This window comes from Paenibacillus sp. NPDC055715 (assembly GCF_053617595.1).
Map to the genome: position 1 here is coordinate 511,676 of NZ_JBSHGA010000002.1, position 24,778 is coordinate 536,453.

Sequence of the window (24,778 nt, forward strand, 5' to 3'; positions counted from 1 at the left end):
ATGCTGCAATTGGATCAAATACCTTTAAAACAAATACACGGCGTGAGTGCTCTCAAAGAAGGTGAGCTTCACGCTTTTGGCATTTTTAACGTGCAGGACATGCTGGAATATTATCCGTTCCGGTATGAGGATTACCGTCTGCGTTCGCTAAGCGAAGTGAAGGACGGAGATAAAATTACGGTGCATGCCAAAATTATGGGCATTCCGGTGCTTCAGCGCTATGGACGCAAATCCAGGTTGACTTGTAAACTGATGGCTGAGGATTGGATGTTTACAGCGACATGGTTTAATCGGCATTTCATGAAGGAACAGCTAACGTCAGGCCGCGAAATTGTCGTAACTGGCAAATGGGACCTCAAACGGATGCAGATGACTGTTACGGATTCTGAGTTTCCTGATAAAGGAGTGGCCCGCTCGGGGACGCTTCAGCCTGTGTATTCCGTAGGCGGCAAGATTACACAGACCTGGATGCGAAAAATAATGAACCAGACGCTCCAGCAGTTTGGTGAAATGATTCCCGAAATATTGCCTGAGCTGCTTGTACGCAAATATAGTATGATGCCGCGTAAGCAGTCTATTGCAGGTATACACCAACCTCAGGACAATCGAGAGGGACAAGAAGCCCGCCGCCGGATGGTGTATGAAGAGCTGTTTTTATTTCAGTTGAAAATGCAGGCATTCCGTGCGTTGAACCGCGGCCGGGCAGACGGGGTTGTACATACGGTGGATAATGCCACGGTTCGCGAGTTTGTGAGAGCCTTGCCGTTTGAGCTGACGGATGCTCAGAAGAAAGTTGAGCTTGAAATACTGGATGACCTGCGTTCGCCTTATTGTATGAACCGTCTGCTTCAAGGGGATGTTGGGTCAGGTAAAACCGTTGTTGCCGCCATCGGTTTGTTTGCTACGGTGCGTTCCGGTTTTCAGGGGGCGCTGATGGTGCCAACGGAAATTTTGGCTGAACAGCATATGCGGTCGCTTCACAAGTTATTTGAACCGTTTGGGATTAGTGTGGGATTGTTGACGGGCAGTACGAACGGGAAGAAGCGTAAGGAGCTGCTGGCTTCGCTCCAGATGGGTCTGCTGGATATTGTGGTGGGCACGCATGCCCTTATTCAGGAAGATGTGTATTTCCGCCAGCTTGGGCTTGTTGTAACGGATGAGCAGCACAGATTTGGTGTCAATCAGCGTAGTATATTGCGTCGCAAGGGCTATAATCCCGACGTTCTTACGATGACGGCAACGCCGATTCCGCGTACGCTGGCAATCACCGCATTTGGCGATATGGATGTCTCTACGTTGTCCGAGCGGCCAAAGGGGCGTATTCCGATTTCTACGTATTGGGTAAAGCATGATCTGATGGATCGTGTGCTCGGATTTATTTCCCGTGAGGTGGATCAGGGACGGCAGGCTTATCTGATTTGTCCGTTAATTGAGGAGTCCGAGAAGCTGGATGTACAGAATGCCATCGATCTGCATATTCAAATGCAGCATGCTTTTCCACGTTACCGCGTCGGTCTGCTGCATGGGCGAATGACTCCCGCAGAAAAGGAAGAGGTTATGCGTTCTTTCTATGCCAACGAAGTTCAGTTACTCATTTCAACGACAGTTGTAGAGGTGGGCGTAGACGTGCCGAATGCGACGCTAATGATCATTATGGATGCCGACCGCTTTGGCTTGTCCCAGTTGCATCAGCTGCGTGGACGTGTCGGACGGGGCGCACATGCCTCGTACTGTGTGCTGGTCGCTGATCCCAAGTCTGAGGTAGGTCAGGAGCGGATGAAGGTTATGACCGATACCGACGATGGTTTTGAGGTGGCTAGACGTGACTTGGATTTGAGGGGGCCGGGTGACTTTTTCGGCACCAAGCAAAGTGGGCTGCCTGAGTTTCGGTTAGCAGATATGGTAGCGGATTTTGAGGTGCTGGAAAAGGCACGTGAGGATGCGACTGGTTTGATCGCGGACTCGTCCTTTTGGACGTCTCCGCAGTATGAAGCATTACGTGGTTATTTGCAAAAAGAGCAGATTTTCCAGGGAGATCTTATCGACTGATACACGTTGAATTATAAGGTTGTTGTTATAGTTTTAAACAGATAGGCACAATGGACAGGCTGGCCGTCATATATTTGGGAATGACCGAATGATATGGGAGGTGCGGTAACATTGAGCTATCAGCAATATGGAATCAGTCCGCAACTGGTGGAGCGGATTAAGTTGAAAATGAAAAATCGTGCGCTCAAGGAACGGGTTAAGCAGCAAATCGAAGGTGTGACCAAGGCGGACCTGCAAAACAAAGCCAAGGTACGTCAACTTGTGAAGTCTACTTCCTCTATTTTGAACGAGCGGCTGACAGCCGCACAGGAAGAACAATTGACGGCCTTCGTGCTGGCGCAAAAAATCGATCCGTCAAACACGTTTCATCTGATTAAGCTGTGGGGGATGTTTCGTTAACCGGACATGCGCAAGATGTCTCCTCAAATCTCTCTGAATGCTCGATGCTCATCCAAGCTGGAAAAAGGATTGCCTGATGTCAGGCGGTCCTTTTTTGCTTGCTTCTCTATTTCCAGGTTACTCTCTGTTCAGCATAGTATTCCGTAGCCTTCGCTCGTATTTAATTCCCCGGGCAATAGACTGCATGTTAATAGAAAGATTTTATTTGTAATGACCGCCAATTTTGACGGATCGCTCCAGAGCCTGACCAGCGTTTGTTAACGACGATGCACGCATGATGATCGCCTGACCATATCGATCCTTTAAAGTGTCTGTTACTTTTTCCAAAGCTCGGGATCGCTCCTGATCTTCAAAAAAGTCCAGCTGGTAAAGCTGATCATCCATCAGGCCGCTTAAGGTGACACCCACGCGCTTCACAGGCATATGGTTCCAAAAGGTATAAAAGATTTTTTTCACGGTTTCATATATCTTTTCGGTACGGTTTGTAGGATCGGGCAGCTTCATCTGGCGGGAAAATCCGGTCGGTGCCTCGCGCGGACTGCATATACAATGAACGGTCACAACCGAGCCCATATATCCTTTGCGGCGGGAGTCCCGGCATACCTCTTCTGTCAACTCAAGCAGGATAGTCTCCACCTCCGCAGACTGGACATAATCCCGGGGCAGGGTCATCATATGACCGATGGATTTTGGGGGCGTATCCAATGTTTCCGGCTTGACCGGACTGTGATCCAGACCGTTAGCAGTTCGCCATAAAACTTCTGCCTGAATATCTGACTGCTTGCCGAAATGAGACCGGAATTTGTCCTGAAGCCGGGGCAAGGGAGTACGTGCGACGTCTCCAATGGTGTGCAGTCCAAGCCTCTCCAAATGCCGTTCCATGCGCGAGCCAATGCCGAACATACTGCGAACCGGCTGAGACCACAGCAACGCTGTAATATCGGATGGAGAAAGGACAAAAATGCCGCTTTCGTTCTTCTTGGCCCATATATCTGTCGCCATTTTAGCGAGCATTTTATTGGAACTGATACCGATACGAATCCATACCCCTGTTTGTGATATTACTTTTTGTTGAATTTCACTTGCGATGCTCACCGAATCTCCGAACAGGGAGAGGCTTCCGGTTACGTCCAGAAACTGCTCATCGATACTGAAAACCTCAACCAAATCCGTATACTCGTTATAAATTTCTGTTATCTTTAATGAGACGTCGATATAATGCTGCATGCGCGGGCGTACAATGGTAAGGTCAGGGCATTTTTTTATCGCTTCTCCCAGACGCTCTGCTGTAGATATACCGTATTTTTTAGCAAGTGGACACGCAGCCAGGATAATACCTGAACGCAACGAAGGGTCGCCGGCAACGACTAGCGGCTTATGCTGATATTCGGGATTGTCGGCTTTCTCAATACTGGCATAAAAGCTTTGGCAGTCTGCTAAAAATATAGTTTTTTTTCCGTGTTCGTTCAATGTGGCAACCTCCTTTCCAGATGTATGCTGATCGTCTTTCCAAAATATTCTTGAATGTAAATGCATATAGTAGTATTATATATAGAACAAGTGTTCTTAATCCAAATGTATTTTCTGGAACGTTATTGTTTACGGAAAACCTAACATGGCGTATCATATTATCTTGAATGAAAACGTGTGGAAATGAATGCATATTGAGAGGAGAAAACCATTTTTATGAACCCAAAACGTCGACCATCATCTCAGAAACGCAGCAGGTGGCGTATTTTTGGCAGAGTTTTGCTGATTAATATCAAGTGGTTCTCGCTTGCGGGTGTACTTGGGGTCCTATTTGCCGGAGGCCTTATATCCGGTTATGTGGCAGCGCTGGTTCATGATGAACCTGTACGATCACGTCAGTTGATATATGAAAAGGTGAATGAGAACGCTCTGACCAGCTTTGTATTTTTTAATGACCAGGTAACCCCGGTCGGACGAATGCGCATGGAGGAGGATCGGCAGCTTGTGGATCTGAAGGATGTTCCCCAATCCATTGTAGATGCCCTTATTTCAACGGAAGACAGCCAATTTTATGAGCATCAGGGTGTTGATCTAAAAGGGACGGCTCGCGCCGTCAAACAGAAGCTTCTGAACGAAAATCGCCAAACAGGCGGCAGCACACTGACACAGCAGGTAGCCCGGCGGGTTTTCCTCAGTCTGGATAAGACGGATAGTCGCAAGGTGAAGGAAATGCTGCTTGCACTGCGCATGGAACGTTTTATGAGCAAGGATAAAATATTAGCGGCATACCTAAACAAAATGCCGTTTGGCAATGGCTCCGCAGGTTACAATTTGTACGGGATCAAGTCGGCTTCGTTAGGGATTTTTAATGTAAGTGATCTACATAAGCTTCATATTGCTCAAGCGGCTTATTTGGCCGGTCTTCCACAATTGCCATCTGTTTATTCGGCTTTTGACGGTAAAGGGAAATTTGATGAAGAAGGCTTCAACAAAGCTATGGAGCGCCAGCGTGTCGTGCTGGGAAGAATGCTGGCAACAGGTAAAATCACATTAACGGAATATAACGAGGCACTTCAATTTGATATTAAAGCTACTCTTGCACCACATCGCGAGAAAAGTTATAATACACTCCCTTATTTGATGCTGGAGACGGAGCGAGAGGCCGCTCGGTTGTTGGCGCTCCAGCAAAATCCGGATCTTACAACAGCTGAGATTTCCAAACCTGAGTATGCTGAACTCCTTCAAAATACACGGGAAGAGCTGCAACGGTCCGGTTATCGAATTTATACAACGATAAATAAGAAAGTTTATAACGATATGCGGCAGATTGCATCCAATCCGCAAAACTTTTCTCCATACAGTAAGCAGAAGGGACTGGAACAGATTGCTGCCATCATGATTGATCATAAAACGGGTGGGATACTCGGTATGATCGAGGGCAGGGACTTTAATACTGAGCAAATGAACTATGCAACCCAGATGACGCGTCAGCCCGGTTCTGCCATGAAGCCTCTTGCAGCTTATTTGCCTGCTTTGGAAAAAGGCTACACTCAGCCTGCTGGTCTTATTGATGATTCGCAAATTGTATTGAAAGACGGACGTAAAGGCTATCATATCCCTAAAAATTATAACAGACGGTACGAAGGACTGATGACAGCCCGCGAAGCACTCAATCGGTCAATTAACATTCCTGCGCTGAGATTGTTTTTATATGAAGTTAAAATTCCAAACGCCTGGAATTTTGTTCGTGCCCTTGGGATTACAACGATTCAGCCGCAGGATGAACATGCTCAGACAGGCGTTCTGGGTGGGCTCAGCAAGGGGGTATCTGTCAAGGAACTGACAGCAGCATACGGTACGATTCCTAATATGGGCGTATACAATGAACCCCATTTGATCAGTAAAATTACGGATGCCGACGGCAAGATCGTTTATGAATTCAAACCGCAGGCGAAGCGTGTATATTCCCAGCAAACCGCGTTTTTGATGACAGATATGCTCAAAACGGTTATATCGGACCCGAGGGGTACAGGCAAACGTATACAAAATGCTTTTAAAAGCTACGGTACCATTGACATTGCTGGCAAGACCGGTACGACACAAAACTTTGGCGATGTATGGTTCATGGGCTATACACCGGATGTAACACTCGGCGTCTGGGCAGGTTACCGTCAACAGGTTAACACGCTATCTCAAGAAGGGCACTCCAGAGCACAATCGGTGTGGGCACTTGTCATGAACGAGGCAGTCAAGGATCAGCCCCAGCTTTTCAAAAATAAGCATTTTATACAGCCGGAAGGTGTTGTAAAAGTTACGGTCTCCAGCCTTACAGGTAAGCTACCGGGAAGTTATTCCCGTCAATCCGGTCAACTCGTGACAGACTGGTTTAACCAAAAATACGTGCCAACGGAAGTCGGGAGGGAACAACGACCACGTTCATCCACATCTGTCATGCCGTCCAAACCGGATGTGAAGGATAAAGCAGCTCCAGAGAAACAAGAACCTGCAACGGATCAGAAGGAGATTCTACCAGAAGAAACAGTACCTTCTGATCCAGAGACAGAAATAGATACGAATGGTGAGAGTAATGATGTGCCACCAGCAGATGTTTCGCAGCCATCTGTTGAAAATAAGCAGGAGCCTCCTTCTGAGCCAGAAACCCAGAAGGAAGCTCCAGAAAATAAATCCAGCGAAACTATTCATACCGAAACACCCGATCAGCCGAAAAACTAAACAAAAGGGAGCGGCCTAATTCAAAATGCCGTTCCCGACAATATTGACGGTGATCTGTGGGTGAAAACGAACATTAGGGTGCTCTTTACTCCACTCCAAACTTTTCCACAAGGCGGGTGATGGGCAATCAATTGTTTGCCGATGCCAAAGGCATCACAACCGCTTTTTTGGAGCGTACGGATAATTTCCTCGCATCCTGGGTCATGATTTCGGAAAGCTGCCGGTTCAGGCGCATGATATTATCTTTATCTTGAAGATGATCCCGCGCGTATTCAACAACATCGACAGGGAGCTTCAGGTTATTAGATACACATCAATTTGACCATCGCGCCCAACTTTCACTATAAGCTGGCGTTTGATGTTCCGAATATGAGCTTGAACTGTGTCCTTCCATTTCCCGGTCATCAGGACATAAAGCACCCCTTGCTCGTTTGCTCGTCGTTAAGGGTTCCTGTAAATCTTTGCCCGTGAAACAAGGCAATCCCTCGTGCTACGATGTCTTCTCCATCTTTGGAGAGATAGGGGAGAACAAAGTCCTGTCCTGGATCAAGCATAGGGGGGAACATGCCTTCTGGAGTAAGATCGAAGACCGAAGCATTTGCCGGCCGGGCATCTTTCAAGCTGTCCTGATCCCAGCAGCCAGTCATAAAAAAGAGTAGAGCCAGCATACCCAATGCTCTCCTCTTTTTTTCATGTTCCGGGCTCCTTCTTTTTGTTGAATATATACGATAGAGTCGGCAACAGCAGAGGTAGTGCAATCAGGAAAAAATATGCCGAATTGCCGGCAATTGTACCGACGAGTTCAAAATTCCCTCTTTGTTGAGGGATGCAGGCAATAATGCATGAGACGAACACTACGAAAGGAACGGCTTGTTTGTGGTTTTTCTGCTTGAACAAATAGCCTAGTCCATAGGACGTTGCATAATAATAACCGCTTATGGAGCCAAAGATTGAAATTAACCAGATGGGCAGGGAAATAAAATCAACCCGGTCCATCGTTTCGGAAAAGCTTCTCCTTACTTTTGCCCTCGACCATGGAAAAGATCACAAGGATGAATTCAAAGTTGAACATGGCTAGAAGCGTTTCTTTGGAACCCATAATAGTATGAGGCCATCCAGCTCAGTCAAAGGCAGCAGATAGAGCAGATTGGCCTGTTTTATTCCATAACTGATTAAAAACATCATCGGTACGATCAGGAAGGAGATTAAAACAAGCACTCGGGCAATTGTCCTCAAATTTTCGCGAACCAGATAGATGCTGCTGAACAGAATTAGAGCCAATATAGCCCAACGTGTTTTTTTTTGTAGCATCCAGCGATTAATGACGTCATAGGCGCTTACAAGAACCGAAGTTCCCATCAACAAGTAGTACATAATGTAAGCCACCGTCAAAATTTTACCCATCCAGGAGCCAGTAATCCGAGTGAGGATTTGGTAAATGGAGGAGGAGGGAAAGCGTCTTAACAGGAGCCAGCACATTAAAATGATAAGCTGGATCAAAATTCCTCCAATAATGACGGATATCCAGCCTCCTACTTGGATGACAGATGCATCTGATAAGGAAGTGATGGAATATCCACGCCAATCTCAAACTTGATAATCAAAAAAATAATTGACCCTGTGTAATTGTACTTTCTTTATTCACGACGTTTTCAGCTCCTAGAGTAGTTCTGCTGCTTCATTTTTTGGGGGCGGGAATCATGCGGGCGCTGTTGGAGTGTCCAAATGGGATAGTGAATAAAAACATCTTTCATATCGCCAAGCCGGAAAGGTGCCAGAGGAGCAAAATAAGCATAACCAAATATTTACATATTGCAAAGGTGAATAAGGATAATAAAGAGAATAAGCATTCCGAAGGCTATGCCAAAATATCCGAACAAGGCTGCTCCAATCATCATAGGAAAACGGAGAATGCGGACAGCTGAGCTCATTTCATGTGAAGGTACCAAAAAAGAAGAGATAGCTGTTAACGAAACGACAATACCGTAGTACCTCAAAGGTAGAATGGCTGAGTGAAAGGCAATCGTTGCAATATAAGCGGCGGGCAGTGTAAAAGCAATCAGAAAGCTCATCATTCGAATCATTCTCATAAAGGAACTAATAATCGAGCAACCGTTATAATCATCCGGGCTTTGGTAAAATGCAAAAAAGGGGACAGGAGCGATTAAAGCAGTAGGGCTGCCTTCGGCCCAAATAGTTACTCGCCCTTCCATTAAATTAGCGGTTACCCGATCCGGACGTTCTGTGCTGAGTTGCTGAGGGAACAGGGAAAAGGAATTGTCCTCTGTGAATTCCTGAATAAAACCAGGAAGCAGTACCAGATCGGAGGAGATGGCCTTAATTCTTTTTTCTACTTCCTTCCTAGTTCAGGATTGGCCAAGTCTTGCATATACACGATAGCGACTTTGGTCCGGGTTTTAGACCCGACTAAAAGTAGCGTACAATCAGCGATGTGCTGATGATTTGTTTGCGAATAAGATTCAGGTTGACGGAAAGCTGCTCAATAAATCCGTTGTGCGGTTCGCGGATAATCCCCTCGTTCTCCGGCTTATTCGTACTACGGGCGTATGTTTTTCGGAGGTCGGTGTCCTTTTGACTGTTCAGGGTGGTAAACATTTGATGAGAGTCTGAATCGGTTTTCTCATACAATGTAGCCAGAATATGCGTCTGAATGATCTCCTGATCCACGAGTGAGTCTATATAGAGAAGAATGCCATCTTTGCTGTCAACGGAAATAGCCTGTTTTTTTAAAATCATCCGTATAAAAAAGAGCTTGCTCGATATAGGAAATATTCTTGTTCAATTTAAAGAGAGCTGCGTTATGTCCAGTCAAGAAAACACCTTCTTTTGGATGAGATATGCATATTGAGTGCCAAATGAATTTAAATCATCTATTATTAGTATAAAAGTCCATATCATGTATTATCTTTACTTCACGTAACGTGAATGTTTGAAAACGAGAGATGGAGTGAGTATTTTGCAAGGAATGAAAATTAAAGAGCTGACGGCTCAATTACATATATCTGCATGCACGATACGATTCTATGAGAAAAAAGGGATGATTGCTCCTGTTAAGCACCCGGATAATGGATATCGTTATTTTACAGAGCGTGAAGCCGTTCGCCTGAGGATGATTATGGCACTACGTGAATTCGGTATGTCGGTAGAGGAAGTCAAATCCGTACTGGACCGATTGGATCAAGGGAGAAGGGATGAGGCACATCATGAGCTGGAACTGCAACGTTCTGTGATGTTCACGACGTGGATGGATCATAAGCGCAGGCTGGAGGCAGCCGACCAAATGATCGAACGTTTGAGACGTGACAGCGAGCTGGAGTGGGAAGAGATGTTTCAGTTGGCCGGAGGTTTGAAGCGTCGGCGGGAGCTGCGCGAAGACTGGTTTGACGGTTGGGATTTTGACAGCCGCGCAGCTGTACATGATATCAGGGTGAGTCTGGAAGAGGGAGAGAATGGCAGGCATCCCGCGTACAGGCGTGCTTTGCGTCTTATCGTACAGCGTGTGGCTGCCAATGCAGATGAGTATGGTCTAGACGCGGGTACAGGGAATCTGGCGGCGGAAAACGCATCGTAAAAGGATTGTAAACGAGACTACACAGTCGAGTGACGTTGGGTCACATCAATTCCCAAATAATGTCCCAGTTCCCGTCGGACCTCGCTGCGTGCAAAGGAGGAAAGCATGAAAAACCGCTTTTGGTAGCCTCGGCATACATACAGAACCTCCACGCCTTCATGATTCCGGGTTTCGTTGTATATTTTAACTCCCTGCCTTTTCATTCGCGCCTTTGTCTCCGCCAATTGAACAGCTATACGCTGTTGCACCCCGGTCAGGCTGCGAACATACAGATCGGGCATTTTTAAGGCAGAGGCATTCAGAATGCGAATGTCCCGCTCCAGCACATCCAGCACGAGGGTCAGAAGTACACAAGTTTTGATCAGCCCTGCGTCTTCCTGGGAAGGCAGTGGGGCCTTATTCTTGTTGTCCAGTATCTTTTTCATAAGAAATCTCCTTTACTCATAGCAGGAATACGATTATAATCAGCATACAGAACAAATGTTCTTTTTATACTTCATCATAGAAATGATCCTTTGCCAAAGCAATCATCAATTATTGGAAAGAAGGTATACATATTGTCCCGCTCGTTATATGCGGCGCTATTGCTGCTAAGCCTCATTTGGGGCGGATCGTTTTTGTTTATCAAGGTATTATTGCTCCATCATGTAGGGCCTTGGACTATTGTATTTCTTCGTTCCAGCTTTGGCCTCATTTTTATTGTTTTGTTGATGCTGCTCATGCGCAAGCCATTTAAATTCAGAAGCATTCCATGGAAATCGGTTGTTCTCGTAGCTCTGATGAACATGGTTTTGCCATGGGCCTTGATTAGTTTTAGCGAGACCAGAATTGCTAGCAGCATGGCTTCCGTATTGAATGCCACCACGCCAATCTGGACCATGTTGGTCGGACTTGTCTTTTTCCGAGCTATCTTTCATCGAATGCAGTGGTTTGGAATGGGCGTCGCTTTTGTAGGAATCGTTATTTTACTGGGTATTAACCCTGTATCCATTATTTCTGTCGACCTCGTCGGCTTTGGATGTATGCTGCTTGCGACTCTCTGCTATGGCTTCGGAACGCAATTGTCCAAGCGCTTTTTATCCAATCTGTCGATGTTTCAGGCAACCTTTGCGACACTATTGAGTGCGACGGCAGGGGGCGGCATCATGACGGCAATTATAGATCGACCTGATCTGTCGGTCGTCTTCATCCCTGGTGTATTGGGTTCCCTTATAGGGCTGGGGGTTTTGGGATCAGGAATAGCGTATATTTTGTTCAATTATATGATTTTGCAGGGAAGTCCGGAATTTTCCTCCTCGGTGACTTATTTTGTACCGGTGAGCGCTATCGTATGGGGCTTTTTGCTTCTGAATGAACACATCGGCTGGAACGTTCTGACCGGGCTGGTCCTCATACTCGGAGGGGTGTTTATAGCCAACCAGCGCAGAACAGTCAAATTAGCCGGATAGTATCACTGAAAACCTGCATAAACCATGCCATAAACACATTGTATGTGCATCCGCCAAACCTTCGGTATAATGCGGTTATTCGCACATACAATAAAGCATGCTCACGCATAAAATAAAAATATGGTGCGGCATAAAAAGCAAGCTGTTTAGCAGGTGGTAAGGTGTGGTATAATAAATAATAGAATTACATGTACCACAGAAATGTCGGAGTTTTATTCCACAAAAGAAAGGATCAGGATACCATGTGTCCCCGAAGGATACTTCCCCAAAGGACGATTTGGAAACGATTTGATCTGTCTTATACTTAGCTTTTCCGCGGAGTAACGTCAAGTTGCGAAAGCCAACTCTGCGGAAGAGGGGATTGTACATGCGAAGGACCAAGTCCTCCAGGCACATCTTATCCGGTAGCTTCCGTAAGAGTGGGTTCATCCACATCAAACTTACGAGAAACCGAGGGAGCCTGTATGAGGAAAACTTACGAATCTATCGTGAACAATGGAGCATTAAGGCAGATTGCTGTCATGCTGCTCGGAACATGCATTTTAGCTTTTACGTATTATCACATCAATGCTCAAAATCATTTGTCAGAAGGCGGATTTGCAGGCTTGTCCCTGCTGGGACATTACGCATTTGGCGTGTCTCCGGCTTGGAGTATGCTACTGCTTGATATTCCCGTCATATTGCTGGCCTGGGTACTGAAGGGCAGAAGATTTATGCTGCTCGCATTGATCGGGGCGGTCGCCTTTTCCCTGTTTTATGCAGGATTTGAAAAGTATTCGACGCTGGTTATAGATCTGCACGGCAACTTGCTGGTAGCGGCTCTGCTTTGCGGAGTGCTTACAGGCTTGGGAGCCGGAATCGTACTGCGATTCGGTGGAGCAACCGGGGGCGATGATATTTTGTCCCTGCTAATCAGCGAGTGGCGCGGATGGAAAATCGGTAACGTGTTTATCGTCAGTGACATCATTGTACTGGGATTATCGCTGTTGTATCTGCCTGTGAAGGAAACAATGTTTACCATACTGGCTGTGTGGCTCGCCGGAAAAATAATTACATGGACGACAACGTTTCAACTATACCGACCTGTGAAAAAGGTGCTGCCTACAGCTATTCCAGCCAAAAAGGTAGTTGCCAAAACAGTGCCGGTCGTCCACAGCCTTCGTCAATAAGGAAAGGGTGTTACGTCAGGAGAGAAATCTTCCTGCGTGACACCCTTTCGCTGTATCCAGGCTTCGTCAGGAAGGCTTCAAAGTAGAATGAATACGTCCGTTCCAGTCATGAATAATCACCAAAATCTGTTGGTGGTCTACTCATTTTTGAGCCTCGTCCACCGCTTTATTTTTGTGCTTGAAGGTTGAAGCAGGCTCGTCATGTCCTTCTTCCTTAATAGCCCAGCGGTCCTCATGTGGCACGACATGAACAGGCTCCTGAGACCCGGAAGAAGCGGAGTGATTGCCTTTCCTGTTTCCGCTTGAATGCTGTTTTTCATGTTTTTTCTGCTTCTCGTCTCGTTCAACTGGATGATTATTATTCCATTCCTCTGTTTGAGAGGTTGCAATCGCAATGGAACATCCTTCTTCATAGCCGTCACGAAGTAGTGCGTTAGCAATATCAACGGCTTTTTTTCGCACACGAGGCTCCAGGTTTGGTTTTTTTTAGATGGGGGGTAAGCATGTTTGATACAAGGCATGGCTAATCACTCCCTATAGCAGATGATGTATTAGTACCCGCTGTCCGCTTAAACAAAGAAAGCAAAGAAATGAATATATTGTAAAATGTATTTTGAGAAAAAGCGTATAATGGTGTGCAGAATACCAGAAAAGGAGTGGAGCATTTGCTTGCAGCCTAAGGCCGCAGTGAGAGCGGGTGGGGCTGATGTTAGGCTGGAGTTGTATATGCACGGGGGCCTACTGGCTTGGGTGGATTATGGGCTGACGGGAAGTACATATACTGTTTTAATTCAAAAGGCTGACCCGGAGTCATCTGCGAAAGATGATTTCCGGGTCAGCCTAACATATTTTTGAAGTCTATTTACTTTTCAAATAGTGACTTATAGGCTCCATAGCCTTCACGTTCCAAGTCTTCCTGAGGCACAAAACGGAGAGCGGCGGAATTAATACAATAGCGCAGGCCATCTGGACTCGGGCCATCATCAAATACATGTCCCAAATGGGAGTCGGCTTCGCGACTTCGGACCTCGGTACGAATCATAAAGTGGCTGAGGTCTGTTTTTTCTTTGACGTTATAGCTGCGTAACGGACGAGTGAAGCTGGGCCAACCACACCCTGCATCATATTTATCAAGCGAGCTGAACAAAGGCTCTCCCGATACGATGTCCACATAAATGCCTTCACCCTCATGGTCCCAAAACTCATTTTGAAAAGGGCGCTCGGTCGCGTTTTTTTGTGTTACTTCATATTGGATAGGTGTCAGTCGCTCTTTCAAATCAGATTTATCGAGTTTGCCCGACCAATTTTGCTCGATAAAATCTTCACGTCCAGAGCCTTTGCGGTAGCGCTTGTAATGCGCGGGGTTCTTCTTATGATAATCCTGATGATATTCTTCCGCTTCATAAAAAGTTGCCGCAGGCAGAATCGGTGTAGCAATGGGCTTGCCAAAACGGCCGCTTTCACCCAGCGCTTTTTTGGAAGCTTCTGCCTTGATTCGTTGTTCTTCGTTATGAAAGAAAATAGCCGTTTGGTAGGATGAACCTCTATCGTGGAATTGTCCACCTTCATCCGTCGGATCAATCTGTTGCCAGAATAGCTCTAACAATTTTTCATATGGGAAAAATTGCGGATCAAATGTAATCTGTACTGCTTCTACATGCCCCGTTGTTTCGGAACATACCTCTTCATAGGTCGGGTTTTCCGTATGTCCTCCTGTGTAACCGGATCTTACCTTTAAAATACCGGGCAATTCCTCGAAGGGGGAAACCATGCACCAGAAGCAGCCGCCTGCAAAAGTTGCCTTCTCCACGGTGTTTAGATTGTTGGTGCTCATATCTGTCACTCCATTCTGAGAAAGTTTCAATTAATTGTTATTTAAATAGCTTACAATTAAATTATATACGACATGTTCGCAAAATCCAATGGAATGACAGAAACAAACCAGCTTTGCAAACTTCTCTGTACTAAAAGGCCAACGCAACCCTACATCCTTACAGATCCGACGGCAAGCTCACAGAGCTATGATTTATGGGCACGTTGAAGCCTCCTGCGGTAGAACACAAAACCGCCACCCACCAGTGCTGTATACAGCAGCAAAATGAGCAGGCCAGCGACGGGATGTTCAGCAATAGTCCCGCCTGCATAAGCGTATACCGCAATTGCAGGAAGCTTGCCAATGGACGTACCCAGCATAAAGCTCCAGAACGGAAAGCCTGCGACCCCGGCATATACATTCACCGCTGCCTGCGGGATGATCGGAATCAGGCGGGCCAGCAGCACAGCAGCAAAAGGCTCTCGCTCCATGACCCGGTTCAAGCGTTCCAACGCTGGGATTCGCTCCAGATAAGCCCGTCCTTTGTCGCGGAAGAGGGTACGTACCGCGCCGTAAACGACCAATGCGGCTAATGTAGTGCCGAGCCAGCAGATCAGAGTGCCTTGCCAGGTACCCGCTACATAAGCAATGGAAGCGATAATGAGCTTGTAAGGCACAAATGGAATTAACGCGAATAGAAACGCGAGCAGCAGCAGAACTGGAAAGGAGGTTTGCTTGTTCGCCCAGGCGAGCCAATCATATCTGTAGATAAACGCGATGCAGAGCAGCGAAACATAACCCGCGGCGAGTAGCCATTTTTTCATTTACATACCTCTTTCAATATCCCTGTTTGGCTTGTCTCTTATACAGAAAAAATAGGGTTCACATTCCCAATAATGTGTGCTATACTGCCACTAACAGAATAGTTCCCAAAGGGGAGTAGCTCAACGAGTAAAGTCGTCATTACGGGATTTTTAAATCCCCGGCTTTATTGGCAACGTAATGTTGTAAGCGAGACCTTTGCCAGGATTTTTGGAATCCGGGTAATGGTCTTTTTTTGATGCTAAATTTGGGTCAAGCGCCGTTTCCGGATTCCGCGAAACGGCGCTTTTTTAGTATAAAGCGCAGAACTAAGTACAGTATAACAAATAAATAAAGAAGGTGGGAGAAACGTATGGATTTTCTGTCAATCGAGTTTTTAACCGCACTATTGTCAATCATTATCATTGATTTGGTGCTGGCTGGTGACAATGCGATTGTGATTGGTCTGGCAGCCCGTAATGTCGAGAAGGCCAATCAAAAAAAGGTCATTATTTGGGGGACGGTCGGCGCGGTTGTCATTCGTGTTATCGCTACTTTGCTGGTCACGTACTTACTGGAAATTTACGGATTGCGTTTAATCGGGGGGCTTGCGCTCATCTACATTGCTTACAAGCTGCTGGTTGAGGAGAAAAAACATGAAATCTCTGCAACCCATCAAATGTGGGCCGCGATTCGTACCATTATTATTGCCGACACCATGATGGGGCTCGACAATGTACTTGCCGTTGCGGGAGCAGCTCATGGAAATATGTTGCTTGTTATTTTGGGACTCGCGATTTCCGTTCCGATTATGGTATGGGGCAGTACCGTTATCTTGAAGCTGACCGAACGTTTCCCGATGGTCATTACAATTGGGGCTGCTGTACTGGCCTATACTGCTGCCAAAATGGTAGTGGCCGAGCCGCTGATTGTACATTGGTTCACGAATGGAGTCGTCAAATACGGATTTGAAGCTCTAGTCGTCGTTCTGGTCGTAGCCATTGGAATGCGTGTTAAAAAAATAAAAAGTGAAAAAACAAGAAAACAAGCGCTGTACGCCTAAGCTAAGCACACTGAAATCATCGTAGCTGAAGCTGGACGCTCATGCATAAAGGCTGTTCCGGATCGGGGGCAGCCTCTTTTCTTTGCTTGTCAGCGGACATCCATGTAAACTAGACAACAGAAGAAATGAGTCATCAGAGGGTGGGTATGATATGAATAAGCAAACGAAAACAAGAGTGGCTACTGCAGGTCTGGGCGGTATTGCCCGCAAAGTGTATCTGCCGCTGCTGACTGCGCACGAAGGTGTAGATATTGTAGGTGTCATGAACCGTTCGCAGGAGCCGGTTAGCTCCATTATGGAGCAGTATAGGCTGCCTAGGGGAACGACGGATGTAAAGGAAATGCTGGCATGGGAGCCGGAGGCTGTATTCATACATGCTGCCACCGAAGCCCATTTTGATCTGGTTATGGCGTGTATTGAAAAAGGTGTTGCGGTGTATGTGGATAAACCGCTGTCCTATGATGTGCGTAAAAATCTGGAAATGACCGCGTTTGCAGAGGCACAGGCTGTGTTGCTGGCGGTCGGCTTTAACCGACGTTTTGCCCCGCATTATGTAGCTGCTAAAGCGTGGCTGGAGGAAGCAGGCGGTTTCAGCCAATGCACGGTGATCAAGCATCGGACTGGATATGATCGGAGACCTGCGGCACAGACGGTTTATGATGATTTGATTCATATGCTCGATCTGCTATTGTGGCTGGGTGGCGATGATTATGAGCTGCTGCATAGCAGTCTGGACACGACGAGTGAAGGATATATGAACGCTGCTTTCGGGTCCGTACGTTTGGGAAATGCCTCCGGTAGTTACAGTATGAACAGACAGGCATGGGCTGACATTGAGAAGCTGGAGCTGCATGGGGCAGGTCGTTCCGTCGAGGTGACCAACATGGAACAGGCTATTTTTATGCAAAAAAATAAGCTGCCATTGTCACAATCATTCGGAAGCTGGGACACAATCCTGGAAAGACGGGGATTTACCGGAGTGGTGAATCATTTTCTGGAGCATATTCATCGTCCAGAGGAGTGCAGTGTGCGTGCTGGTAAGATACTGGAAAGTCATATGTTGGCGGATGAACTCATTAGCCGTTTAGATGACTAACACAGAAGGAACGACAGCCATCAAGGCAGTCCAGACATCGAGAAATAGACTGAAGGAGAAATGAACGAATGCAAGAGCATAACCGAGGTAAACAGTTAGAAGAGGCTATCATCGAAAATTATAAGCAAGAAGAGGATATGATGATCCTTGTGTTTGCGCAATGGTGCATCAATCACGGGCTGGAGCCAGAGGAACTGTATCGTGCAGCTTATCCACAGCAGGATAGCAATGAGCGTCTGCTCCGAGTACGCAAGCTGACCGTATCGCGTGAAGAAGCGGGAGATATTCCGCTAGACACAGTATTAGGAGTGCTGTCCATGTTCGGAAACGAGGACTTGGCAATGGTCGTATCGGAAGCGGCTGCCCAGCTCCCTCCGGAGCGGAAATAAGATCCTCCAGCCGCATATACAATATGCAGGCACACAATATATTTGACCAGCCTGAGCGTGTGAAAACGGGAACTTTCATGTCCTTCCAGCAGCAAGGTCAGAGCTTGGATGTTACGCTGCCACCGATGTCGGTAGTGATGCTGACAATTGCACCGTAGATCCTTTATAAGCTCAGAAGAAGTATGATTGGGAAATGGGTAAAAATAAAACCTTGATGGAGCCAAGAAAGGCTCTCTCAAGGTTTTATTTTTACCCAATTACAATTTACAATTGCTCGCGGTGGATCACTCTGAATTCCTTGGGCGACATGCCGAAGCGGGAGCGAAATACGCGGTGAAAGTACGTATAGTTTGCAAAACCGGACGATTCGGATGCCTGTTCCAAAGACATGGGGCTGAAAATAATGCGCTCCCTCGCCATGTTGAGCCTGATATCCAGTGTGTACTGCATAATACTTGTATCAAATGTTTCCTTGAATAGATGTACAGCTCTGGATACGCTGATGCCGATATGTGAGGACACGTCATTCAGCTTGAAATGGGAAGAAGCATTTTCTTCAATATAATTTTTAATCTGATAAGCGAGATAATTATGATGTGTAGAAGTAGGATGCTCGGACAGCATTCGGTCAAACTCCAGGCAAAGAATGCGCATGTAATAGCTCGATATTTCCGGATAAGGATTAGAAATACGCCGCTGCTCCATCACAAGCTGCCGAAATAGGCCAAGCAGCGCTTCGGTAAGCTGGACCTTAATACGGTTGGGTCGTTTGTGATGGTGCCGCCACTCATCTACCCAGGAGCCTCCAAAAAAAATGTGATAATCTCCGCTCTCCACGATCTGTTCCCCCATGGGATTTAACTCACTGCGAATGTCCAACTCATAAGGCTCGGTAGGATTGAACAGCAGCAGGTCACCCGCCTCAATCCGTGTCATTTCCCCGTTAATGCGGGCCTGGCAGCGTCCGTCTGTTTGCAGACGAAACAAATAATTTTTAATCCCTTCAGGCTGGTTCGAATAAAAGGGCTTACGATGGAAGGAATAGCCTGCGGTAAGAACCTGACAAGGCTCGACGATAGACATGATGATGACTCCTTTGGGCATAGGGCTGCTTCAAATATTGACCAGATTGTTCATGTTTTAATCATATTATTCATTTTAAACGAAACGGAAATAGAATACTATTGTGTCTGTAAGGCTTATAGCAGAATACAAAACATGTTAGAGGCCGAGGAGTGTGACGATGTGGAACGAATGAAGACCGGGATTATCGGCTGTGGTAACATTAGTGCGGTATATCTTGAAAATCTCCAAAATAGTCCGCTTATTGAAGTGGTGGCCGTCGCTGATTTACTGGAGGAAAGAGCCAAGGCGAGGGCCGATGGATTTAACATTGAAAACGCATACAAGATAGATGAATTACTTCGTCAGCCCGAGATTGAGCTTATATTTAATCTGACTGTGCCTGGTAGCCATGCACTGACGGATATGGCGATACTGGAGGCAGGCAAGCATGTGTACAGTGAAAAGCCTTTGGCGGTTTCCTTGGAGGACGGCAAACGAGTTCTGGATCTAGCCAAAGTAAAAAACCTGCGTGTTGGATGTGCCCCGGATACATTTCTCGGCGCGGGTATTCAGACTGCACGCCATGCCATACAAACCGGAATGATTGGGCATCCCGTTGCCGCTACTGCTTTTTTTATGGGCGGAGGCCCTGAGTGGTGGCATTCTGATCCGGAATTTTTGTATGCCGCTGGAGGCGGTCCGATGTTTGACATGGGACCTTACTATTTGACGTCGCTGATCCATGTACTGGGGCCGATCCGGCGAATCAGCAGTTCAGTGGGCATTCAGATTCCTGATCGTCGTATACATTCCGGTCCCAAAAGCGGCACACCGCTGCGGGTACAGACACCAACGCATTTAGCCGGAACGATGGATTTCCATAACGGAGCCATTGTAACGCTCATTACCAGCTTTGACATTCCGGGAGCGTCAGATCTGCCGCGTATTGAAATTTACGGTACGGAAGGAACCTTGAGCCTGCCGGACCCGAACTTTTTTAACGGGGATGTCAAGCTTCGCCGATCAGGAAAGGAAACCACAGAGCTCGTGAAACCTTTATTCGAGTGTGGGAAGAACGAACGCGGAATAGGCGCGGGTGAGATGGTGAGAGCCATTCGCAGTGAAAAGAACCATCGTGCCAATGTGGAGCTGGGTTACCATGTATTAGAGGCTATGCATGCTTTTCAGCGCTCCTCATTGGAAGGTAAGCATATTACGTTGGAAAGTACATTTGAGCCAGATGAAGATTTGTATCATGGAACAGACATAACGGTTCATCCATCCTAAATGAAGAGGTGAAGGATAATGGCTAAAGTAGGATTGCAATTGTACACAGTAAGGGAAGACCTTGAACAGGATTTTGAAGGTACGTTGCGCAAGGTAGCTGAGCTGGGCTATAAAGGGGTTGAATTTCATGCCTTTTTCGGACGCAGTGCCAAGGATGTCAGAGCGCTTTTGGATGAGCTAGGTTTGGAAGTTGTCGGAACTCATGTTCAATATACCCGTCTGCTGGACCATTTGGATGAGGAGATTGCTTATCACAAAGAATTGGGCAACAAGTACCTGATCGTTCCTTATCTAAACGAGGAGCAGCGCCAGTGGGATAAAATTTTTTTCAATCTGAATCGAATTGGTGAAAAAGTGAAAGAACATGGCTTGGTGCTGGCTTACCATAATCATGATTTTGAATTGACGGAAAAAATCGGTGATCTTCCGGTTTTTGATGCATTATATGATGCTGTTCCGGCTGATTTGTTACAGGTCGAAATGGATACTTGTTGGGTATACTACGGAGACTGTGATCCTGTGGAATACATCGGACGTTATCGCGGACGCCTGCCTATCATTCACTTAAAGGATATGGCACGTGACGAGCAGCAAAAAGCAGTTACCGTAGAGCTTGGCAAAGGAGAAGTGCAGCTTCAGGCCATTACAGACGCCGCTATTGAGGCAGGCGTGGATTGGGTTGTTGTGGAACAGGATTTCAGCTCAAATCCTCCAATCGAAAGCATTGAAACCAGCTTTAAGTGGCTCCAACAATACGCAGCTCAGGGAGGAAATATTCATGTCTAAAACACTCAAAATCGGAATTATTGGTTGTGGAGGGATTGCGAACGGTAAGCATTTGCCGAGTCTTGCCAAGCAAAAACGTGCAGAGATCATTGCTTTCTGTGACATTATTCAGGAACGTGCGGAGGAAGCGGCAGAAAAATTTGGTGTGGAAGGTTCACAAGTTTATAGCGATTATCGGAAACTGCTTGAAAATAAAGACATTGAAGTCGTACATGTATGCACACCCAACGACTCGCACTCGGAAGTTACGGTCGCCGCGCTTGAGGCAGGTAAGCATGTGCTGTGCGAAAAGCCGATGGCCAAAACTGCCGAGCAGGCACGGGAAATGCTGAATGCCGCAAACCGTACAGGTAAAAAGCTGTCCATTGCGTATCAAAACCGTTATCGCGATGACAGCTTGTACCTGAAGCAATTGGTCGAGCAGGGAGAGCTTGGCGAGATCTATCTGGGTAAAGCCATTGCTCTGCGTCGCCGCGCGGTTCCAACTTGGGGAGTATTTCTGGATGAAGAGAAGCAGGGCGGAGGTCCGCTTATCGATATCGGGACGCATGCGCTCGACCTGACCCTCTGGCTGATGGATAATTACAAGCCTAAAAGCGTGTTGGGCTCAACCTTCCATAAACTCGGAGATCGTAAAAACGCGGCAAATGCCTTTGGTCCGTGGAACCCTGAAGAATTTAAGGTGGAGGACTCTGCCTTTGGCTTTATTACCATGCAAAATGGAGCTACTATTGTGCTGGAATCCAGTTGGGCACTAAACGTTGTAGAATTTGGCGAAGCGAAGACGCTGTTATGCGGGACTGAGGGCGGAGCCGATATGCAGGATGGTCTGCGTATTAACGGGGAGAAGAACAATCGCTTGTTTGACACGAAAATTGATCTGGATGCGGGCGGTGTAGCCTTTTACTCTGGAGAAACGGAAAACGAAGCGGATCGCGAAGCACGTCTGTGGATCGAATCTATTCTGAACGATAAAGAGCCGCTTGTGAAACCGGAACAAGCATTGGTAGTTACTGAAATTTTAGAAGCTATCTACGAATCGGCTCGTACTGGAAAAGCTGTCTATTTTGATTAAGCCTGTAAGCATCCGAATAGGTTATCATTATAAGATAAGCAGCTTCTTTCACATATGATACAGGGAGGGATTACGTTTGAAACTTGGAGTATTTATGGTATTGTTCGGCGGACGTTCATTGGAAGAGGCTCTGGACTATGTAGCATCCCAAGGACTGGATGCAGTAGAAATCGGCACAGGTGGTAATCCGGGCGATAAGCACTGTAAGCCGGATGAACTGCTGGACAATGAAACAGCGCTCAAAAACTTCAAAAAAGCAGTAGAGTCCCGTGGACTGACTATTAGTGCACTCAGCTGTCACGGCAATCCGCTCCATCCACAAAAGCATTTGGCACAGGCCGATCACGAAGCGTTTCTTAAAACGGTTCGCTTGGCGGAAAAGCTGGAAGTTCCTGTTGTGAACACCTTTTCCGGCTGCCCGGGTGATCATGAGGATGCGAAATATCCGAACTGGCCTGTTGCGCCGTGGCCGAATGATTTTCAGGAAGTGCTAAAATGGCAATGGGAAAATAAAATTATCCCTTACTGGACCGAAGCCGGAAAATTTGCAGCAGATCATCACGTCAAAATCGGGCTGGAGCTACACGGTGGCTTCTCTGTTCATACGCCAGCGACCTTGCTTCGACTGCGTGAAGCGGCGGGAGAGGTCATTGGTGCCAATCTTGATCCGAGCCACATGTGGTGGCAGGGGATTGATCCGGTACAGGCGGTTCGAATTCTGGGCCGAGAGGGAGCCATTCATCACTTCCATGCCAAGGATACGACGATTGACCCGATTAATGTGAATAAATACGGTTTGACCGATATGCAGGAGTACACGAATATGCTGGATCGCGCTTGGCAGTTCCGTACTGTCGGCTATGGCCATGATATCAAAACATGGGCGGATATTATTAGTGCTCTTCGCCTGGTGGGTTACGATTATGTAGTGAGTATTGAGCACGAGGACGGTCTGATGTCCGTCGAGGAAGGCTTTACTAAAGCCGTTCTCAATCTTCGCCAGGTCCTCATTGAAGAACCGCTGAGCGAGATGTGGTGGGTCTAACCTAATAGGGGGAAGTATTGATGATTAACGTCACCATTTGGAATGAATTTTTGAACGAGAAACTGAATGACGAAGCAAAACAGGTATATCCTGATGGAATACACAAGGCATTGGCTGATGGCCTGTCAGACGAAGGGTTCGCTATTCGAACGGCTACGTTGGGTGATGATGCCCAGCATGGTTTGGGAGAAGAAATCCTGAATTCCACAGATGTGCTGCTGTGGTGGGGACATAAAGCACACGATCAGGTAAGTGATGAAGTTACAGCCCGTGTTGTAAAGCGGGTACAGGAAGGCATGGGCTTGATCGTGCTGCACTCAGGGCATTTTTCCAAGCCGTTCAAAGCCCTGATGGGCACAAGCTGTGATCTAAAATGGAGAGTGGCAGGCGAACAGGAAATTATTTGGTCCGTAAATCCATCACACCCCATTGCGGAGGGCATTGACGCCAAAATTTTGTTAGAGCGTGAAGAGATGTACGGTGAGTTCTTTGATATTCCAGCGCCGGATGAGCTGGTCTTTGTCAGCAATTTTGAAGGTGGAGAGGTGTTCAGAACCGGTTGTACCTTCCGTCGTGGCAGTGGTAAAATATTCTATTTCCGCCCGGGTCATGAAACGTATCCGACCTATTACCAGCCCGATATTCTGAAGGTCATTGCCAACAGTATACGCTGGGCTTACCCGACAGGTATCGTTCAATCGGTTTATGGTAAAAGTGAACCTGTCAGACCTCTCGGTGGTGTGTTGGTATAATTTTTATTTATTGATTCCGATAAGTATGATATTGAACAGACTGGCAGGCGGAAATCTCTTGAGATTTCGTCTGTTTTTTATTTAGCGTATTTGCCATATACCTCTTATGCTGGTTTGTTGTATAATCAGCTTTGGTCAGGGCAACTTTATCGGATCAGGTATTAAATTAAGAAGAAAGTGTTTTCTTTCGGGATAAAGTATGCTAAAATGATATATACTAACAAAAGGAAAGCTTAATCAAACCGAAATGCTAAAGAAGGTGAAAACTATGGAGGGTCAACCGCAACTTGCAAAAATGTGTCCGCGTTTTGAAAGTGCCTTTTCATGTCTGGGTAAGCGCTGGAACGGACTCATTATTCAATCCATGATGAGCGGTCCCAAGCGTTTTAAGGATATTTCCAATCTGATTCCCACAATGAGCGATAAAATGCTGTCTGAGCGGATGAAGGATCTGGAGAATGGAGGGATTCTTACACGTCATGTATATCCGGAAACTCCTGTCCGCATTGAATATGAGCTGACAACCAAAGGCCGTGCCCTTGAGCCGGTAATGGAACAGATTCAATATTGGGCTGAGGAATGGATTAGATGAGTACCAAGCCGAATAAATGTTTTTCATAGCAAAACAGCCTTTTCCTAGGAAAAGGCTGTCAGGCTGTCGAGAAAGTCTCGACAGCCTATTTTATGTTAATTTTGTTTAAGACGACACCGCGTTAATGTTGTATAATATAGGTAACTATTGTAGA

At 46.6% G+C, this 24,778-nt stretch carries 26 protein-coding genes and 1 pseudogene; 17 read left to right on the top strand and 10 right to left on the bottom strand.

The features are described 5' to 3' along the window. A complete protein-coding gene (gene recG / locus ACWGOO_RS06810; protein WP_452482055.1) occupies positions 1-2,049 on the top strand; it encodes an ATP-dependent DNA helicase RecG in 2,049 nt (682 codons plus the stop codon). A gap of 111 nt (positions 2,050-2,160) precedes the next feature. Next, the gene (locus ACWGOO_RS06815) at positions 2,161-2,448 is read left to right on the top strand and encodes a stage VI sporulation protein F (RefSeq protein ID WP_452482002.1); all 288 of its coding nucleotides are present in this window, start codon (positions 2,161-2,163) and stop codon (positions 2,446-2,448) included. A 201-nt stretch (positions 2,449-2,649) separates the two neighbouring features. On the opposite strand, the gene ACWGOO_RS06820 is transcribed toward ACWGOO_RS06815, so the two are convergent. Next, the gene (locus ACWGOO_RS06820; protein ID WP_452482003.1) at positions 2,650-3,918 is read right to left on the bottom strand and encodes a DNA polymerase IV; all 1,269 of its coding nucleotides are present in this window, start codon (positions 3,916-3,918) and stop codon (positions 2,650-2,652) included. 216 nt (positions 3,919-4,134) lie between these two features. Here ACWGOO_RS06820 and ACWGOO_RS06825 point away from each other — a divergent pair, with 216 nt between their 5' ends. After that, a complete protein-coding gene (locus ACWGOO_RS06825; RefSeq protein ID WP_452482004.1) occupies positions 4,135-6,651 on the top strand; it encodes a transglycosylase domain-containing protein in 2,517 nt (838 codons plus the stop codon). Between the two features lie 404 nt (positions 6,652-7,055). On the opposite strand, the gene ACWGOO_RS06830 is transcribed toward ACWGOO_RS06825, so the two are convergent. From ACWGOO_RS06830 to ACWGOO_RS06845, 4 genes and pseudogenes are all read right to left on the bottom strand, one after another. Continuing rightward, positions 7,056-7,319 (bottom strand): hypothetical protein, encoded by a 264-nt coding sequence (locus tag ACWGOO_RS06830; protein ID WP_452482005.1) that lies wholly within the window; start codon positions 7,317-7,319, stop codon positions 7,056-7,058. 22 nt (positions 7,320-7,341) lie between these two features. Continuing rightward, entirely contained in the window at positions 7,342-7,647 is a 306-nt protein-coding gene (locus ACWGOO_RS06835; protein WP_452482006.1) for a GerAB/ArcD/ProY family transporter, read from the bottom strand. 78 nt (positions 7,648-7,725) lie between these two features. Beyond that, entirely contained in the window at positions 7,726-8,220 is a 495-nt protein-coding gene (locus ACWGOO_RS06840) for a GerAB/ArcD/ProY family transporter (RefSeq protein ID WP_452482056.1), read from the bottom strand. An 83-nt stretch (positions 8,221-8,303) separates the two neighbouring features. Further along, positions 8,304-9,484, bottom strand: a pseudogene (locus ACWGOO_RS06845) (spore germination protein). A gap of 153 nt (positions 9,485-9,637) precedes the next feature. Here ACWGOO_RS06845 and ACWGOO_RS06850 point away from each other — a divergent pair. Beyond that, on the top strand, positions 9,638-10,243 hold the full coding sequence (locus tag ACWGOO_RS06850; RefSeq protein WP_452482007.1) for a MerR family transcriptional regulator: 606 nt from the start codon (positions 9,638-9,640) through the stop codon (positions 10,241-10,243). 17 nt (positions 10,244-10,260) lie between these two features. Here the strand turns inward: ACWGOO_RS06850 and ACWGOO_RS06855 are convergent, their stop codons facing one another. Beyond that, positions 10,261-10,668, bottom strand: a complete 408-nt coding sequence (locus tag ACWGOO_RS06855) for a hypothetical protein (protein ID WP_452482008.1) — start codon at positions 10,666-10,668, stop codon at positions 10,261-10,263. Between the two features lie 132 nt (positions 10,669-10,800). Between ACWGOO_RS06855 and ACWGOO_RS06860 the strand changes: the two genes are divergently transcribed. Both ACWGOO_RS06860 and ACWGOO_RS06865 read left to right on the top strand, forming a co-directional pair. Further along, positions 10,801-11,691, top strand: a complete 891-nt coding sequence (locus ACWGOO_RS06860) for a DMT family transporter (RefSeq protein WP_452482009.1) — start codon at positions 10,801-10,803, stop codon at positions 11,689-11,691. Between the two features lie 464 nt (positions 11,692-12,155). Then, the gene (locus tag ACWGOO_RS06865; RefSeq protein WP_452482010.1) at positions 12,156-12,860 is read left to right on the top strand and encodes a YitT family protein; all 705 of its coding nucleotides are present in this window, start codon (positions 12,156-12,158) and stop codon (positions 12,858-12,860) included. 141 nt (positions 12,861-13,001) lie between these two features. Here the strand turns inward: ACWGOO_RS06865 and ACWGOO_RS06870 are convergent, their stop codons facing one another. Further along, the gene (locus ACWGOO_RS06870; RefSeq protein WP_452482011.1) at positions 13,002-13,322 is read right to left on the bottom strand and encodes a DUF2188 domain-containing protein; all 321 of its coding nucleotides are present in this window, start codon (positions 13,320-13,322) and stop codon (positions 13,002-13,004) included. Positions 13,323-13,529: 207 nt separating this feature from the next. On the opposite strand from ACWGOO_RS06870, the gene ACWGOO_RS06875 reads away from it, so the two are divergent. Then, complete coding sequence (locus tag ACWGOO_RS06875; protein ID WP_452482012.1) at positions 13,530-13,715, top strand: hypothetical protein; 186 nt, start codon at positions 13,530-13,532, stop codon at positions 13,713-13,715. Positions 13,716-13,722: 7 nt separating this feature from the next. Here the strand turns inward: ACWGOO_RS06875 and msrA are convergent, their stop codons facing one another. Further along, positions 13,723-14,694: a peptide-methionine (S)-S-oxide reductase MsrA gene (msrA, locus tag ACWGOO_RS06880; RefSeq protein ID WP_452482013.1), complete on the bottom strand. Its 972-nt coding sequence runs from the start codon at positions 14,692-14,694 to the stop codon at positions 13,723-13,725. Positions 14,695-14,879: 185 nt separating this feature from the next. Further along, positions 14,880-15,497 carry a TVP38/TMEM64 family protein gene (locus tag ACWGOO_RS06885; protein WP_452482014.1) on the bottom strand — a complete coding sequence of 206 codons (618 nt, stop codon included), beginning with the start codon at positions 15,495-15,497 and terminating at the stop codon, positions 14,880-14,882. Positions 15,498-15,847: 350 nt separating this feature from the next. Here ACWGOO_RS06885 and ACWGOO_RS06890 point away from each other — a divergent pair, with 350 nt between their 5' ends. The 4 genes from ACWGOO_RS06890 to ACWGOO_RS06905 all read left to right on the top strand — a co-directional run bounded on the left by ACWGOO_RS06890 (position 15,848) and on the right by ACWGOO_RS06905 (position 18,180). Continuing rightward, positions 15,848-16,537, top strand: a complete 690-nt coding sequence (locus ACWGOO_RS06890) for a TerC family protein (protein WP_452482015.1) — start codon at positions 15,848-15,850, stop codon at positions 16,535-16,537. Positions 16,538-16,688: 151 nt separating this feature from the next. Further along, positions 16,689-17,633: a Gfo/Idh/MocA family protein gene (locus tag ACWGOO_RS06895; RefSeq protein ID WP_452482016.1), complete on the top strand. Its 945-nt coding sequence runs from the start codon at positions 16,689-16,691 to the stop codon at positions 17,631-17,633. 68 nt (positions 17,634-17,701) lie between these two features. Continuing rightward, on the top strand, positions 17,702-18,022 hold the full coding sequence (locus tag ACWGOO_RS06900; protein WP_452482017.1) for a hypothetical protein: 321 nt from the start codon (positions 17,702-17,704) through the stop codon (positions 18,020-18,022). A gap of 23 nt (positions 18,023-18,045) precedes the next feature. Further along, positions 18,046-18,180, top strand: coding sequence for a hypothetical protein (locus tag ACWGOO_RS06905; RefSeq protein WP_452482018.1), 135 nt, complete (start codon positions 18,046-18,048; stop codon positions 18,178-18,180). Between the two features lie 106 nt (positions 18,181-18,286). On the opposite strand, the gene ACWGOO_RS06910 is transcribed toward ACWGOO_RS06905, so the two are convergent. After that, positions 18,287-19,105 carry an AraC family transcriptional regulator gene (locus tag ACWGOO_RS06910; RefSeq protein WP_452482019.1) on the bottom strand — a complete coding sequence of 273 codons (819 nt, stop codon included), beginning with the start codon at positions 19,103-19,105 and terminating at the stop codon, positions 18,287-18,289. 162 nt (positions 19,106-19,267) lie between these two features. On the opposite strand from ACWGOO_RS06910, the gene ACWGOO_RS06915 reads away from it, so the two are divergent. The 6 genes from ACWGOO_RS06915 (at position 19,268) to ACWGOO_RS06940 (ending at position 24,624) form a co-directional block, all read left to right on the top strand. Continuing rightward, positions 19,268-20,374: a Gfo/Idh/MocA family protein gene (locus tag ACWGOO_RS06915; protein WP_452482020.1), complete on the top strand. Its 1,107-nt coding sequence runs from the start codon at positions 19,268-19,270 to the stop codon at positions 20,372-20,374. An 18-nt stretch (positions 20,375-20,392) separates the two neighbouring features. Next, complete coding sequence (locus ACWGOO_RS06920; RefSeq protein WP_452482021.1) at positions 20,393-21,160, top strand: sugar phosphate isomerase/epimerase family protein; 768 nt, start codon at positions 20,393-20,395, stop codon at positions 21,158-21,160. After that, positions 21,153-22,235, top strand: a complete 1,083-nt coding sequence (locus ACWGOO_RS06925) for a Gfo/Idh/MocA family protein (protein ID WP_452482022.1) — start codon at positions 21,153-21,155, stop codon at positions 22,233-22,235. Before ACWGOO_RS06920 ends, ACWGOO_RS06925 begins: the two co-directional genes overlap by 8 nt. 76 nt (positions 22,236-22,311) lie before the next feature. Next, positions 22,312-23,280, top strand: coding sequence for a sugar phosphate isomerase/epimerase family protein (locus ACWGOO_RS06930; RefSeq protein ID WP_452482023.1), 969 nt, complete (start codon positions 22,312-22,314; stop codon positions 23,278-23,280). A gap of 20 nt (positions 23,281-23,300) precedes the next feature. Next, positions 23,301-24,032 (top strand): ThuA domain-containing protein, encoded by a 732-nt coding sequence (locus ACWGOO_RS06935; protein WP_452482024.1) that lies wholly within the window; start codon positions 23,301-23,303, stop codon positions 24,030-24,032. Between the two features lie 268 nt (positions 24,033-24,300). Continuing rightward, positions 24,301-24,624: a winged helix-turn-helix transcriptional regulator gene (locus ACWGOO_RS06940; protein WP_354453888.1), complete on the top strand. Its 324-nt coding sequence runs from the start codon at positions 24,301-24,303 to the stop codon at positions 24,622-24,624. Positions 24,625-24,778 lie beyond the last annotated feature (154 nt).